This is a genomic window from Pseudomonas sp. NFACC56-3, from assembly GCF_900100025.1.
GTDB classification, from domain to species: Bacteria; Pseudomonadota; Gammaproteobacteria; order Pseudomonadales; family Pseudomonadaceae; genus Aquipseudomonas; species Aquipseudomonas fluorescens_AA.
This window is the reverse complement of the sequence record NZ_FMTK01000004.1, coordinates 228,793-242,806: the sequence shown is the minus strand read 5'-3', so window position 1 is coordinate 242,806 and position 14,014 is coordinate 228,793. Positions and strand designations below refer to the sequence as shown.

The 14,014-nt window shown below is 62.9% G+C and carries 13 protein-coding genes; 9 read left to right on the top strand and 4 right to left on the bottom strand.

The annotated features are described in order from the left end of the window. The first annotated feature begins 15 nt into the window (after nucleotides 1-15). The 4 genes from BLO80_RS08530 to BLO80_RS08515 all read left to right on the top strand — a co-directional run bounded on the left by BLO80_RS08530 (nucleotide 16) and on the right by BLO80_RS08515 (nucleotide 3,288). Nucleotides 16-561 carry a twin-arginine translocation pathway signal protein gene (locus BLO80_RS08530; protein WP_092329649.1) on the top strand — a complete coding sequence of 182 codons (546 nt, stop codon included), beginning with the start codon at nucleotides 16-18 and terminating at the stop codon, nucleotides 559-561. A gap of 151 nt (nucleotides 562-712) precedes the next feature. Continuing rightward, complete coding sequence (locus BLO80_RS08525; RefSeq protein WP_092329647.1) at nucleotides 713-2,308, top strand: GMC family oxidoreductase; 1,596 nt, start codon at nucleotides 713-715, stop codon at nucleotides 2,306-2,308. Between the two features lie 115 nt (nucleotides 2,309-2,423). Further along, a complete protein-coding gene (gene coaD, locus BLO80_RS08520; protein ID WP_003177462.1) occupies nucleotides 2,424-2,903 on the top strand; it encodes a pantetheine-phosphate adenylyltransferase in 480 nt (159 codons plus the stop codon). A gap of 133 nt (nucleotides 2,904-3,036) precedes the next feature. Then, nucleotides 3,037-3,288, top strand: coding sequence for a YfhL family 4Fe-4S dicluster ferredoxin (locus tag BLO80_RS08515; RefSeq protein ID WP_016489663.1), 252 nt, complete (start codon nucleotides 3,037-3,039; stop codon nucleotides 3,286-3,288). 154 nt (nucleotides 3,289-3,442) lie between these two features. Here the strand turns inward: BLO80_RS08515 and BLO80_RS08510 are convergent, their stop codons facing one another. The 3 genes from BLO80_RS08510 to BLO80_RS08500 are packed head-to-tail and all read right to left on the bottom strand — an operon-like array spanning nucleotide 3,443 to nucleotide 5,477. Then, nucleotides 3,443-3,763, bottom strand: coding sequence for a hypothetical protein (locus BLO80_RS08510; RefSeq protein ID WP_060740179.1), 321 nt, complete (start codon nucleotides 3,761-3,763; stop codon nucleotides 3,443-3,445). Between the two features lie 55 nt (nucleotides 3,764-3,818). Next, nucleotides 3,819-4,631 carry a bifunctional DNA-formamidopyrimidine glycosylase/DNA-(apurinic or apyrimidinic site) lyase gene (gene mutM, locus BLO80_RS08505; protein WP_053188961.1) on the bottom strand — a complete coding sequence of 271 codons (813 nt, stop codon included), beginning with the start codon at nucleotides 4,629-4,631 and terminating at the stop codon, nucleotides 3,819-3,821. A 30-nt stretch (nucleotides 4,632-4,661) separates the two neighbouring features. Next, nucleotides 4,662-5,477, bottom strand: a complete 816-nt coding sequence (locus BLO80_RS08500; protein WP_175459469.1) for an HDOD domain-containing protein — start codon at nucleotides 5,475-5,477, stop codon at nucleotides 4,662-4,664. Between the two features lie 233 nt (nucleotides 5,478-5,710). Between BLO80_RS08500 and BLO80_RS08495 the strand changes: the two genes are divergently transcribed. From BLO80_RS08495 to ilvD, 4 genes are all read left to right on the top strand, one after another. Continuing rightward, the gene (locus BLO80_RS08495; RefSeq protein ID WP_092329643.1) at nucleotides 5,711-6,250 is read left to right on the top strand and encodes a type 1 glutamine amidotransferase domain-containing protein; all 540 of its coding nucleotides are present in this window, start codon (nucleotides 5,711-5,713) and stop codon (nucleotides 6,248-6,250) included. 111 nt (nucleotides 6,251-6,361) lie between these two features. Continuing rightward, entirely contained in the window at nucleotides 6,362-7,558 is a 1,197-nt protein-coding gene (locus BLO80_RS08490; protein ID WP_092329641.1) for a class I SAM-dependent rRNA methyltransferase, read from the top strand. A gap of 217 nt (nucleotides 7,559-7,775) precedes the next feature. Beyond that, a complete protein-coding gene (locus BLO80_RS08485) occupies nucleotides 7,776-8,981 on the top strand; it encodes an MFS transporter (protein WP_092329639.1) in 1,206 nt (401 codons plus the stop codon). Nucleotides 8,982-9,249: 268 nt separating this feature from the next. Continuing rightward, on the top strand, nucleotides 9,250-11,091 hold the full coding sequence (gene ilvD / locus BLO80_RS08480; RefSeq protein ID WP_092329637.1) for a dihydroxy-acid dehydratase: 1,842 nt from the start codon (nucleotides 9,250-9,252) through the stop codon (nucleotides 11,089-11,091). A gap of 191 nt (nucleotides 11,092-11,282) precedes the next feature. On the opposite strand, the gene BLO80_RS08475 is transcribed toward ilvD, so the two are convergent. Continuing rightward, the gene (locus BLO80_RS08475) at nucleotides 11,283-12,338 is read right to left on the bottom strand and encodes an HAD family hydrolase (RefSeq protein WP_092329635.1); all 1,056 of its coding nucleotides are present in this window, start codon (nucleotides 12,336-12,338) and stop codon (nucleotides 11,283-11,285) included. Nucleotides 12,339-12,580: 242 nt separating this feature from the next. On the opposite strand from BLO80_RS08475, the gene BLO80_RS08470 reads away from it, so the two are divergent. Beyond that, the gene (locus BLO80_RS08470; protein ID WP_092329633.1) at nucleotides 12,581-13,972 is read left to right on the top strand and encodes an L-cystine transporter; all 1,392 of its coding nucleotides are present in this window, start codon (nucleotides 12,581-12,583) and stop codon (nucleotides 13,970-13,972) included. The last annotated feature ends 42 nt before the right edge of the window (nucleotides 13,973-14,014 follow it).

The window sequence follows — 14,014 nt, the reverse complement described above, 5'->3', positions numbered from 1 at the left end:
CGGGTGATCACAATCATGAACGCCAGCCTCACCGATACTCCCGCGCTGTCACGGCGCGGCCTGCTGAAATTCAGCCTCGGCGCCAGCGCCTTCCTGGCCACCGTCGGGCTGGGCGCCAGCCTGAGCGGTTGCTCGCCAAGCCAGCCGGCCGTCGGCCTGGCGGCCCTGCGCGACAGCGACCTGGCGTTTTTACGCGCCGTCATCCCTGTGATGCTGGACGGCGCAGTGACCGCCGGGCAGATGCCTGCCGCCATTGACGCGACCCTGGGCAGCCTGGACAGAAGCCTGGCCCACCTGTCCCCCGCCATGCTCGATCTCACGCACCAGTTGTTCGATGTGCTCACGCTGGGCGTGACCCGCGGGCCACTGACCGGGGTCTGGGGCGCGTGGGAAAACGCCAGCGCCGATGACATCCGCCAGTTCCTCGCGCGGTGGGAAAACAGTTCGCTGGACCTGCTACAGCAAGGTCACTGCTCGTTGCTGCAATTGGTGATGATGGCCTGGTACACCCAATCCGAAGCCTGGGCGCATTGCGGGTATCCGGGGCCGCCAACGGTTTGAAAACCAGAACCAACCCCTGTGGGAGCGGGCTTGCTCGCGAATGCGGTTACACATTCAACACTTGTGCAAGCTGACCCGCCGCCTTCGCGAGCAAGCCCGCTCCCACAAGGGGGCTACATCACCTATTCAAAACAATAAGAGAGCCCAGAACATGCCCGTACCCGATCCCTTCCGCGAAGGCCTGGCCCGTGGCTGGACCACCTACAACGGCGCGCAATTGACCGAGGACCTGACCCTGGAAGCCGACGTGGCCATCGTCGGCAGCGGTGCCGGTGGCGGCACCACGGCGGAAATCCTCAGTGCTGCCGGCTACCGGGTGTTACTGATCGAGGAAGGGCCGCTCAAGACCAGTCATGACTTCAAGCTGCTCGAAGACCAGGCCTACAGCAGCCTGTACCAGGAAGGCCTCGGACGCATGAGCAAGGACGGCGCCATCACCATTCTCCAGGGCCGGGCCGTCGGTGGCACGACGCTGATCAATTGGACCTCCAGCTTCCGCACGCCCGACCAGACCCTCGATCACTGGGCCGCCGAGCACAACGTCAAGGGTCACGGCCGCGCTGAAATGGCGCCCTGGTTTGCGCAGATGGAACAACGCCTGGGCGTGGCGCCGTGGCTGGTTCCGCCCAACGCCAACAACGACGTGATCCGCAAAGGCTGCGAACAATTGGGCTACGCCTGGCACGTCATCCCGCGCAACGTCCGCGGCTGCTGGAACCTGGGCTATTGCGGCATGGGCTGCCCGACCAACGCCAAGCAGTCGATGCTGGTCACCACCATCCCGGCCACACTGGACAAGGGTGGCGCGCTGCTTTACCTGGCGCGGGCCGAGCGCCTGACGATCAAGAACGATGCCGTCGTCGGCCTCGAGTGCCAGGCCATGGACGAGCGCTGCGTGGCGCCCAGTGGGCGGCGCATCACCGTCAAGGCGCGGCACTACGTGCTGGCGGGCGGCGGTATCAACAGCCCCGGCCTGCTGTTGCGCTCCGCTGCCCCAGACCCGCACGAACGTGTGGGCAAGCGCACCTTCCTGCACCTGGTGAACATGTCCGCCGGGCAATTCGACGAGGTCATCAACCCGTTCTACGGTGCGCCGCAATCGATTTATTCGGATCACTTCCAATGGCAGGACGGAACCACCGGCAAGATGTCCTACAAGCTCGAAGTCCCGCCCTTGCATCCGGCGCTCGCCGCCACGCTGTTGAGCGGGTTCGGCCCCGAGAACGCCTTGCACATGTCTCGGCTGCCTCACACCCACGCCATGCTCGCGCTGCTGCGCGACGGCTTTCACCCGGACAGCCCCGGCGGCCGTGTCGAGTTGCGCAGCGATGGCGCGCCCGTGCTCGACTACCCCGTTTCGCCGTATACCTGGGACGGCTTGCGCCGGGCCTTCCACAGCATGGCCGAAATACAATTCGCCGGCGGCGCCAAGGCGGTGATGCCGCTGCACAGCGATGCCCGCTACGTGAAGACCCTGGCCGAGGCCCGCACGCTGATCGACGGGCTTGACCTGGCCTTGTACCGCACGCGCCTGGGCAGCGCCCACGTGATGGGTGGCTGCGCCATGGGTGAAGACCCGAGAACCGCCGTCACCGACAGCCTGGGGCGCCATCACCAACTGGGCAACCTGTCGATCCATGACGGCTCGCTGTTCCCCACCAGCATCGGCGCCAACCCGCAATTATCGGTGTACGGGCTGACCGCACAATTGGCGACAGCCCTGGCCGAACGCCTGAAAAACCCATGAATATCCGGATTATTCGCAGCGTCTATAGTGCTTTCTTATCCAACAGCCGACTTGGCCGACCGAGAAGGCTGCGATACCATCCGACTCCCCAACGGACTCCCGCCAGGACGACGCGATGAACCGAGTGTTGTACCCAGGTACCTTCGACCCTATTACCAAGGGCCATGGCGATCTGGTCGAACGCGCCGCGCGCCTGTTCGACCACGTGATCATTGCCGTCGCCGCCAGCCCGAAGAAGAACCCGCTGTTCCCGCTGGAGCAACGTGTGGAACTGGCCCGCGAGGTCACCAAGCACCTGCCCAACGTGGAAGTGGTCGGCTTCTCGACGCTTTTGGCCCACTTCGCCAAGGAAAAGAACGCCAATGTGTTCCTGCGCGGCCTGCGTGCGGTCTCGGACTTCGAGTACGAGTTCCAACTGGCCAACATGAACCGCCAATTGGCACCGGACGTCGAGAGCCTGTTCCTGACGCCGTCGGAGCGCTATTCCTTCATTTCCTCGACCCTGGTCCGGGAAATCGCGGCGTTGGGCGGTGATATCACCAAGTTTGTCCACCCGGCCGTGGCCGATGCGCTGACCCTGCGCTTCAAGAAATGACCGGCAAGCGCTGCGAGCCACCTCGCAGCGCAACGCAGTCCATCGCGCCCGCGTGCACTGCGCTCGCCAATGCGGCACAATTGCGCCCATACGTTTTCAGATGCCCGGGCCCAACGCCCCGGCAGGAGCCTGCATGTCCCTGATCATCACCGACGACTGCATCAATTGCGACGTCTGCGAACCCGAATGCCCGAACGAGGCCATTTCCCAAGGCGAGGAAATCTACGTCATCGACCCGAACCTGTGCACCCAGTGCGTCGGCCATTACGACGAACCCCAGTGCCAGCAGGTTTGCCCGGTGGATTGCATCCCGCTGGACGAGGCTCATCCGGAAACTGAAGAGCAGTTGATGGCGAAATATCGCAGGATTACTGGCAAGGATTGAGCTTTTGGGCGGCCCCAACAGCCCCCATCGCGAGCAAGCTCGCTCCCACAGGAGCTTTGCTTCAGGCACGAATGGTGTAACCACAGCAGACCCCTGTGGGAGCGAGCTTGCTCGCGATGAGGCCATCAGCAGCACCAAGCTTCAGTTGCCTGCCTCACTCCTGCCGCTCAAACCCCTCCCCCACACACCCCAGGCACCGCACGAACGTGGCCCTGGCCGGGTCCACCACCAACGCCTTCCCCGCATCGCCGACCCCGCCGCCCAGGGCGGTAAAGGGCAACGACACCACGAATGCCCCAGCCCCGATCACCGTAGCGGCGAGCAGCAGCGGGCGGGCGATCAGCAGGTCGCCGAGCATGGCGAAGGCCGGCGGATTCTGGATGGTGTAGCGCGGGTCGCCGCTGCCGCTGTTTGCCAGGGCAGGCAAACCGACACTCAGCAGCAGCGCTAGAACGACAGGTCGAAGCGGTTTCATCGGGCGATCCTTCGGCTAAATCAATATGACTACTGACTATAGACCGTCGGACGAATCAGCTCTGGCAGCGTGGGCACCAGACACTGGCGCGCTGGCCCAGGCGGATTTCCCGCAACCCCGTGCCACAGACCTTGCACAATTCCCCGCCCCGGCCGTAGACGAACAGCTCCTGCTGGAAATAGCCGGGCTGGCCGTCCCCACCGATAAAATCCCGCAGCGTGGTGCCGCCGCGCTCGATGGCATGGGCGAGGATGCGCTTGATCTCGATCGCCAGCTTCAGGTAACGCGCCCGGGAAATACCTCCGGCGGCCCGGCGCGGGTCGATCCCGGCGGCGAACAGCGCCTCGGTCGCATAGATATTGCCCACCCCCACCACCACCGCGTTATCCATGATGAACGGCTTGACCGCCATGGAACGCCCCCGCGACAGCTGGAACAGCCGTTCGCCATCGAACAGGTCGGTCAGTGGCTCAGGGCCGAGGCGAATCAACAGCTCGTGATTGAGTGGGTCGAGGCTCCAGAGCATCGCGCCGAAACGCCGCGGGTCGGTGTAGCGCAAGGCCAGGCCGGACTCCAGCTCGATGTCCACGTGTTCGTGCTTGAGGGCGGGCATGCCCACCTCCACCAGGCGCAGGTTACCGGACATGCCCAGATGGCTGATCAACGTGCCGACCTCGGCATTGATCAGCAGGTACTTGGCCCGCCGCTCCACCTGCACGATGCGCTGGCCCGAGAGCCGCACGTCGAGATCTTCCGGGATCGGCCAGCGCAGGCGGCGGTCACGGACCACCACGCGACTGACCCGCTGGCCTTCAAGATGGGGCGCGATACCGCGACGGGTGGTTTCGACTTCCGGCAGTTCTGGCATGAGGTTCTCGCGTCAGGCGACGCCGCGCACTCAACGAGAGGCGAGGTCGCGAATTTCCTGTTTCTGGGTCTGGAAGTCGTATTCCGACAAACCGATGTAGTCGAGCACCAGGCTCCCGACGCTATCCCACTCGTGGTCTTCGGCCTGGTTGCCCAGCACCCGGTGGGACGCACAGATGTTCTCGGACATTTTCAAGATCGCCAGCAGGTTTTTCAGCTGGCTGTTGTTGCGTGAAGACTCGTCGCTGAAGACCGCCAGGGCGTTGTGGTGGTTGGCGATCGCCTGGCTGACGTGATCGGGCAGGCGCCAGGATTTGGAAGTGTAGTAACCGACCACCGCATGGTTGGTATTGAACACGCGGTTCTCGGTGTCCACCACCCGGCACTCGGCGCTGGCACTGGCGTAGGCCTCCTCCAGCACGCTCATGTAGTTGGGGAACTGCTTGAGCATCAACGGCACGCCACAGTCGTGGAACAACCCCAGGGCATAGGCTTCGTCACCGTTCTCCAGGCCGACGCGCTTGGCCAGGGTCAGGCAGGTCATCGCCACGTCCTGGGCCGTATCCCAGAAACGGTTCAGGGTGACGATGGTGTCATCGTGCAGCTCACCCTTGATCGACTGCGCATTGATCAGGTTGATGATCGAACGGCTGCCCAGCAGGTTCACCGCGCGCTGGATCGAGGTGATCTTGTTGCGCAGGCCGTAATAGGGCGAGTTGACGATCTTGAGCAAGGCTCCCGAGAGCCCCGGGTCCTGGGAGATCAACTTGGCGATGGTCTCCAGGTCCGGGTCGGGCATGTACTGCTCCATCTGCAGATCCACCATGATCTGCGGCTGGGGCGGCACACTGATCCCTTGCAGGGACTGTTGGATCTGTTCGGCGGAAAGTTCTTTGGACATGAGTGCACACTCTGGGTCAGGCGGGGATTCTAACCCTTAAAGATGGATCCGATACACCGCCGGGTAGATCGGCGGAACTTTCCTTCAGGCATCGGCTTCGGACTTTACAGGGCCGACAGCCAAGCCTGCATACAGGCTTGAGTCGGCAGCCCGACCACTCAGCTTGAGGAGATTTTTCCATGTCTGGTTTCCTGAACAACAAACGTGTCGCCATCCTGGTGACCGACGGTTTTGAACAGGCCGAACTGACCGGCCCCCAGCAGGCGCTGGAACAGGCCGGCGTCAAGGTGGACATCGTTTCGGCCCGCGAAGGCCAGGTCAAAGGCTGGAACCATGACCAGCCGGCCGACGACTTCCCGATCGACCTGACCTTCAAGGCCGCCAATGTCGACCAGTACGACGCCGTAGTGCTGCCCGGTGGCGTGCAGAACTCCGACACCATCCGCATCGATCCCGACGCCCAGAAACTGGTCAAGGGCTTCGAGGCGGCGGGCAAGCCCATTGCGGTGATTTGCCATGGCGGCTGGTTGCTGGCGTCGAGCGGGCTGGTCAAGGGCAAGACCATGACCAGCTACAAGACCCTCAAGGATGACTTGGTCAACGCCGGCGCGAACTGGGTCGACCAGGAAGTGGTCAAGGACGGCACGTTGATCAGCAGTCGCCAGCCCGATGACATTCCGGCGTTCAACCGCGAGTTGCTCAGCGCGTTGTCCGCTTGAAGCCTGCACGATACCGTGGCGAGGGCGCCCGCTTCCTCGCCACATGTCCAGCGCAAGCCCCGCCAAGGTTGCAACACGGTATACTCCCGCTCTTTTTTCCGGAGCGACGTCATGTCCCTGCCTAGCCTGCGCCTCAAAGCCAACGCCGACCGTCGCCTGCGCGCCGGCCACCTGTGGGTCTACAGCAACGAAATCGATGTGGCCGCCACGCCCCTGCACGGCTTCAAGGCTGGCGACCAGGCCATCCTCGAAGCCGCCGGCGGCAAGCCGTTGGGCATCGTTGCGATGAGCCCCAACAACCTGATCTGCGCCCGGCTGCTGTCCCGTGACGCGAAGTTGCCGCTGGACAAGTCCCTGCTGGTGCATCGCCTCAACGTGGCGTTGTCCCTGCGCGAACGGCTGTTCGACAAGCCGTTCTATCGACTGGTCTACGGTGATTCCGACCTGTTGCCAGGCCTGGTGGTCGACCGTTTCGGCGACATCCTGGTGGTGCAGATCGCCTCGGCCACCATGGAAGCCCACAAGGACGACGTGATCGCCGCCCTGACCCAGGTGCTCAAGCCCAGCGGCATCCTGTTCAAGAACGACTCCGCGGCCCGTGACGCCGAGGGCCTGAACCGCTACGTCGAGACCGTGTTCGGCCTGGTGCCGGAATGGGTGGCCCTGGAAGAGAACGGCGTGAAGTTCGAAGCGCCGGTCATGGAAGGCCAGAAAACCGGCTGGTTCTACGACCACCGCATGAACCGTGCACGCCTGGCTCCGTACGCCAAGGGCAAGCGCGTGCTGGACCTGTTCAGCTACATCGGCGGCTGGGGCGTGCAAGCCGCGGCGTTCGGCGCCAGTGAAGTATTCTGCGTCGATGCCTCGGCCTTCGCCCTCGACGGTGTCGAGCGCAACGCCGCGTTGAACGGCTTCGCCGAGAAGCTGACCTGCATCGAAGGCGACGTGTTCGAGGCCCTGAAGGAGCTCAAGGCCAGCGAAGAACGTTTCGATGTGATCGTGGCCGACCCACCGGCCTTCATCAAGCGCAAGAAAGACCTGAAGAACGGCGAAGGCGCCTATCGCCGTCTCAACGAGCAAGCCATGCGCCTGCTCAGCAAGGACGGCATCCTGGTCAGCGCGTCGTGCTCGATGCACCTGCCCGAAGACGACCTGCAAAACATCCTGCTGACCAGCGCCCGTCATCTGGACCGCAACATCCAACTGCTCGAACGCGGCGGCCAGGGACCAGACCACCCGGTACACCCGGCCATCGCCGAGACCCGCTACATCAAGAGCATCACCTGCCGGTTGTTGCCCAACAGCTGACACCGGGCGGGGCCAGTGCCGTAGCGCTGCGCCCCGCGCACTCGAATCGCACTCTGATCGCGGCCTCGGCTGCGATTTTTTTTGCACGTCTGAAATAAGTCCACAGGAGAACTCCCACGCAATTACCAGAACCTTCCTACTCAATCTCCCCGGCGCCCGGCGGACATGACGCATTAGGATTGAAAGCGCCCCCTCAGGTACGTCTTGGACCTCGTCAATGACTGATCCGCAAAATCGTCCGGCTGCCCGCAAACCGGCCACCGTCGGCTTGTTGCTGACGCTGACACTGCTCGGCGTCTTTCCCATCGATGTCGTGCTGCCCTCGTTCCCCGCCCTATCCGAGCATTTTGAACGCTCATCGGCGGACATTGCCTTGTCTGTCAGCCTGTTCGCGGTGGGAATTGCCCTTTCCCAACTGCTGGTCGGCCCGCTCTCCGACGTCATGGGACGAAAAACCCTGCTGTTGATCGGGATCGCCGTTTCCGCCGTGGGAGCCGCCGGTTGCGTGCTCGCCGACGGTTACGGGGCCTTTCTGTTCTTGCGTGTCGTCCAGGCCCTGGGATGCGGTTGCTTCGTGCTGTCCCAAGCGCTGATCCAAGACCTGTTCACCGGTCGGGAACAGCAGCGCCTGCGAATCTTTCTGGTCACCTGCGGGGGGATTTTCATTTCCGTTTCGCCCCTGGCCGGCACCGGGCTGCAAAGCTGGATGGGCTGGCGAGGCAGCTTCCTGGTGTTCATTGCCCTGGCCATCGGTGCATTCATCAGCGCCAGTCGTTTACTTCAACGCCCTGTGGCAGACAGCCAACCCAGGCGCCTGGACTTCATCGCATCCTATCGAAAGGTCTGCGGCGACTTCAGCTTCATGGCCTATTGGTTAACCTCGGCGCTGGCTTTTTCCTGCCATTTTTCGTTCATCGTCATTTCGCCGCTGGTCCTGATCGACCAGTTGCGCCTCTCCCCCGAGGCTTTTTCCCTGGCGCTGCTGGGCTATGGGCTGGCTTACATCGGCGGGGGCGCGGTAGCGTCCGCGCTGAGCAATCGAATCGATCCACAGACGCAAATCATCACGGGACTGGCCCTGATCCTCGCCGCAGGCCTGCTGATGCTGGGGCTTGCCAATCAACTGGGGTTGTCAGTCACCACCCTGTTGCTGCCCATGATCGTGTGCACCACCGGGACGACCATCGCCCGCGCAGCCGCCCACACCCAAGCCATGAACAGATTTCCCGAGCGGGCCGGCACATCCGCCTCCGCCGGCAGTGTGCTGATCTTCATCGTCGGCGGGCTGACCAGTGCCGCGATCAGCCTCACCCCGCTGGACTTGCAGCTCACCCTGGCCTTGTGCCTGGTCTTGCTCAGCCTGCTGGGGCTGGCGCTCAATGCCCTGGTCCGGCAGCGTGACAGGGGGCTGTTGGCCGGCTGAACCCTGCCAGTCGTCATCCCATGCACGACATTAGCGCCCGATCAGCGCTTTGCGTCATTTCATCCTGGCGCCAGCGGTGTAGAATCGTGGCATTCATCGCCATTCATCCCCGGCGGGTTTATGAGCTCATGCCGAGGCGCGCAGCGATCCTGCAAAGTCATCGGCCACTTCCGGACACACGGCCAAACCCGGGTGCTCCAGACGTCGACAGAAGCTCACTTCCCCATTGATACCTGATAAGTACCTGATTAGCCGCCCGGAGTGCTCCATGCCTGATTACCGCTCGAAAACATCCACCCATGGCCGCAACATGGCCGGCGCCCGTGCCTTGTGGCGTGCCACGGGGATGAAGGATGACGACTTCAAGAAGCCGATCATCGCCATTGCCAACTCCTTCACCCAGTTCGTACCCGGCCACGTCCACCTCAAGGACCTCGGCCAACTGGTTGCCCGGGAAATTGAACGCGTCGGCGGCGTTGCCAAGGAATTCAACACCATCGCCGTGGACGACGGCATCGCCATGGGCCACGACGGCATGCTGTATTCGCTGCCGAGCCGCGAGATCATCGCCGACTCCGTCGAATACATGGTCAACGCCCACTGCGCCGACGCCATCGTGTGCATTTCCAACTGCGACAAGATCACCCCGGGCATGCTCATGGCCGCCCTGCGCCTGAACATCCCGGTGATCTTCGTTTCCGGCGGCCCGATGGAAGCGGGCAAGACCAAGCTCGCCAGCCACGGCCTCGACCTGGTCGATGCCATGGTGGTCGCCGCCGACTCCAGCGCCTCTGACGAGAAGGTTGCCGAATACGAGCGCAGCGCCTGCCCGACCTGCGGTTCGTGCTCCGGCATGTTCACCGCCAACTCGATGAACTGCCTGACCGAAGCCCTGGGCCTGGCCCTGCCGGGCAACGGTTCGACCCTGGCCACCCACAGCGATCGCGAGCAGTTGTTCCTGCAGGCCGGCCGGACCATCGTCGAGCTGTGCAAGCGCTACTACGGCGAAAACGACGAGTCGGTGTTGCCGCGCAACATCGCCAACTTCAAGGCGTTCGAGAACGCCATGACCCTGGACATCGCCATGGGCGGTTCCACCAACACCATCCTGCACTTGCTGGCCGCCGCCCAGGAAGCCGAGATCGATTTCGACCTGCGCGACATCGACCGCCTGTCCCGTCATGTGCCGCAACTGTGCAAGGTCGCGCCGAACATCCAGAAGTACCACATGGAAGATGTGCACCGCGCCGGCGGGATCTTCAGCATCCTCGGCTCCCTGGCCCGTGGCGGCCTGTTGCACACCGACCTGCCGACCGTGCACAGCAAGAGCATGGCCGAAGCCATCGCCAAGTGGGACATCACCCAGACCACCGACGAGGCCGTGCATCACTTCTTCAAGGCCGGCCCGGCAGGCATCCCGACGCAAACCGCGTTCAGCCAGTCGACCCGCTGGGAGACGCTGGACGACGACCGTGAAAACGGCTGCATCCGTAGCGTCGAGCACGCTTACTCCAAGGAGGGCGGCCTGGCCGTGCTCTACGGCAACATCGCCCTGGACGGCTGCGTGGTGAAAACCGCTGGCGTCGACGAGTCGATCCATGTGTTCGAAGGCAACGCCAAGATTTTCGAAAGCCAGGACAGCGCGGTGCGCGGCATCCTCGCCGACGAAGTGAAGGCCGGCGACATCGTGATCATTCGCTACGAAGGTCCGAAAGGCGGCCCGGGCATGCAGGAAATGCTCTACCCGACGTCCTACCTGAAGTCCAAAGGCCTGGGCAAAGCCTGCGCCCTGCTGACCGACGGTCGGTTCTCCGGCGGCACCTCGGGCCTGTCCATCGGCCACGCTTCGCCGGAAGCGGCGGCTGGCGGTGCCATCGGCCTGGTGCGCGATGGTGACAAGGTCCTGATCGACATTCCGAACCGCTCGATCAACCTGTTGATCAGCGACGAAGAACTGGCCGGGCGCCGCATCGAACAGGACAACAAGGGCTGGAAGCCGGTGGAAGTGCGTCCGCGCAAAGTCACCACGGCCCTCAAGGCCTACGCCCTGCTCGCCACCAGCGCCGACAAGGGTGCGGTGCGTAACAAGGCGATGCTTGACGGCCTGTAAGCGTCGTTCGTTGCAATAAAAAATGCCCCGCCAAGTGCGGGGCATTTTTTTTGCGATGAGCGCAAATCCTGAGCACACCGACAATCGAATGTGGGAGCGAGCTTGCTCGCGATGGCGGTGTGTCAGCCAACAAGGATGCTGCTGAGCCGACGCCATCGCGAGCAAGCTCGCTCCCACAAGGGGGGTGGGGCTTACTGGATATCTTCCGGCTTGACGATCACCCAGTTCTTGTCCGCCGTCACCGGCAGTCCTTCCTTGGCCTGGGCCGCGGCGTGCTTGGCCATCATGCCGTTGATCTGAGTCATGTACTTGTCCTTGCGGTTGACCCACAGGTGGATGCCGCCCTTGGCCACGTCCACATCGTGAAACAGCATGTAGCCGTCACTGGTCGGCGTGTCGCCAGCCACCAGCACCGGTTTTTTCCACTCGTCGATGTACGTCAGGATCGCCGCGTGCTTGCCGGCCATCCAGGTCGCCGGGGTCCACAAGTAAGGCGTGTACTCCAGGCCGAGGTTGGCCTTCTCGTCATATTTGCCCGCGGTGATCTGCTTGCGGGCGGTGGTCAGTTCGCCGGTCTTGCGGTCCTTGAGCAGCGTGGTCACGCCGATCACGTTCTGCGGCTTGAGGTTGTAGCCGTATTTAGGGTCTGCGGCGACCATGCGTACCAGCTCTTCGGAAGCGGCGGTCATGACATAGACCTCGATGCCGTTTTCCATCAGTTTGTTGTACAGCTCGGCCTGGCCGGTGAAGACTTTCGGCGGGTTGACGTTGTACTGGACCACCTTGTCGCCATCGTAATAGGTGGTCGGCACCGGCTTGCCGGACGCCATCAGCTCATCGACATAGCCCTTGAGCTCCTTGAGCGTGAAGCCCGAGAACACCTGGGCCACCCACGGGTAGCAGACCATGTCGTCCACTTCGCACAGGCGGTAGTAATAACTGAACAGGCTTTCCTTGTGATCGGCCGTGTCCTTGAACGGCATCAGCTTCAAGGACGGGTCCAGGCTTTCCCGGGTGATGAGGCCCTTGTTCTCCATGAACGGCAGCAACGACTCCTCAAGGTCGTAGCGGTAACTGGTGTTGTCCATGTCGAACACCGCGTAGTTACCCTTGTTGGCGTTGGCCGCGATCATCGCGTCCAGGGCCTTGGCCTGTTCCGCCGGCCAGTGCTTGAGTTCGGTGGCGAGCACCTGGCCGGCCAGGCCAAGACTCAAGGCGACAGCGAGAAAACGAGGTGCGAGTTTCATCGGCATTTCTCCCGGGTTCAAAGAATCCGACGCTAACAAATGCTTGTGACAGTCCTCGCCTGTGGGCGACCGCTTACATCTTGATCACGCCAGCCGCGTATCCGTAAACGTCACTGCCTTATTCCATAAACGACAATCTACATGCTTTTTTAGTATTAATTCATTAGTTATCAGGCTGTTAGGCTCCCCGGTTCGCAGTCGCGGCTTCAGGCGACTGGCACAAGTCTGATGGAGCTCTTTTGATGAATCTGCCGCTGATCCTCAATCTGCTGGTATTCCTCGCCTTGCTGTTCGGCCTGGCGCAAACCCGTCACAGTACCTGGAGCCTGGCCAGGAAAGTGCTGTTGGCACTGGTGCTCGGCGTGGTGTTCGGTATCGCCCTGCACACGATTTATGGCGCCGGCAACCCGGTCCTCAAGGCCTCGATCGGCTGGTTCGACCTGGTGGGCAACGGCTACGTGCAATTGCTGCAAATGATCGTGATCCCGTTGGTCTTCGCGTCGATCCTCAGCGCCGTGGCCCGCCTGCACAACGCCTCGTCCCTGGGCAAGATCAGCTTCCTGACCATTGGCACCCTGTTGTTCACCACCGCCATCGCCGCGCTGATCGGCATCGGCCTGACCAACCTGTTCGGCCTCACCGCCGAAGGCCTGGTGGCCGGCACCCAGGAACTGGCGCGCCTGCAAGTGATCCAGAGCGACTACGCCGGCAAGGTCGCCGACCTGAACATCCCGCAACTGCTGCTTTCGTTCATTCCGCAGAACCCCTTTGCCGACCTGGCGCGGGCCAAGCCGACGTCGATCATCAGCGTGGTGATCTTCGCCGCGTTCCTCGGTGTCGCGGCGTTGCAGTTGCTCAAGGATGACGTGGAGAAAGGCCAGAAAGTGATCAACGCCATCGACACCCTGCAAAGCTGGGTGACGCGCCTGGTACGCCTGGTGATGCAGCTGACGCCGTACGGTGTGCTGGCGCTGATGACCAAGGTGGTGGCCGGCTCCAACCTGCAGGACATCATCAAGCTCGGCAGTTTTGTCGTGGTGTCGTACCTCGGGCTGGGCCTGATGTTCGTGGTCCATGGCCTGTTGGTGTCCGCTGCCGGGATCAACCCGCTGCGCTTCTTCCGCAAGATCTGGCCGGTGCTGACCTTCGCCTTCACCAGCCGCTCCAGCGCGGCCACCATCCCGTTGAGCATCGAAGCCCAGACCAGCCGCCTCGGCATCCCACGGGCGATTGCCAGCTTCAGCGCCTCGTTCGGCGCCACCATCGGCCAGAACGGTTGCGCCGGCCTTTATCCGGCCATGCTGGCGGTGATGGTCGCGCCGACCGTGGGCATCAACCCGCTGGATCCGGTCTGGATCGCAACGCTGGTGGCGATCGTGACGTTGAGTTCAGCCGGGGTGGCCGGGGTCGGTGGCGGCGCGACGTTCGCCGCGCTGATCGTGCTGCCGGCCATGGGCTTGCCGGTCGCGCTGGTGGCCTTGCTGATTTCCGTCGAGCCGTTGATCGACATGGGCCGTACGGCGTTGAACGTCAGTGGCTCGATCACCGCCGGGGCGATTACCAGCCAGGTGATGCAGCAGACTGACAAGGCCTTGCTCGATGCCGAGGAGCATGGGGAGTTGGTGCAGGCTTGATGGGTGGCACCTGAACGATCGCTATCGCGAGCAAGCTCGCTC

Coding starts and splice junctions, on each gene's coding strand:
- mutM (WP_053188961.1), bottom strand. CDS start 4,631: ATGCCAGAACTGCCGGAAGTCGAAACCACCCGTCGCGGTATCGCGCCC.
- BLO80_RS08475 (WP_092329635.1), bottom strand. CDS start 12,338: ATGAAACTCGCACCTCGTTTTCTCGCTGTCGCCTTGAGTCTTGGCCTG.
- coaD (WP_003177462.1), top strand. CDS start 2,424: ATGAACCGAGTGTTGTACCCAGGTACCTTCGACCCTATTACCAAGGGC.
- BLO80_RS08525 (WP_092329647.1), top strand. CDS start 713: ATGCCCGTACCCGATCCCTTCCGCGAAGGCCTGGCCCGTGGCTGGACC.
- BLO80_RS08495 (WP_092329643.1), top strand. CDS start 5,711: ATGTCTGGTTTCCTGAACAACAAACGTGTCGCCATCCTGGTGACCGAC.
- BLO80_RS08485 (WP_092329639.1), top strand. CDS start 7,776: ATGACTGATCCGCAAAATCGTCCGGCTGCCCGCAAACCGGCCACCGTC.
- BLO80_RS08530 (WP_092329649.1), top strand. CDS start 16: ATGAACGCCAGCCTCACCGATACTCCCGCGCTGTCACGGCGCGGCCTG.
- BLO80_RS08490 (WP_092329641.1), top strand. CDS start 6,362: ATGTCCCTGCCTAGCCTGCGCCTCAAAGCCAACGCCGACCGTCGCCTG.
- ilvD (WP_092329637.1), top strand. CDS start 9,250: ATGCCTGATTACCGCTCGAAAACATCCACCCATGGCCGCAACATGGCC.
- BLO80_RS08510 (WP_060740179.1), bottom strand. CDS start 3,763: ATGAAACCGCTTCGACCTGTCGTTCTAGCGCTGCTGCTGAGTGTCGGT.
- BLO80_RS08515 (WP_016489663.1), top strand. CDS start 3,037: ATGTCCCTGATCATCACCGACGACTGCATCAATTGCGACGTCTGCGAA.
- BLO80_RS08470 (WP_092329633.1), top strand. CDS start 12,581: ATGAATCTGCCGCTGATCCTCAATCTGCTGGTATTCCTCGCCTTGCTG.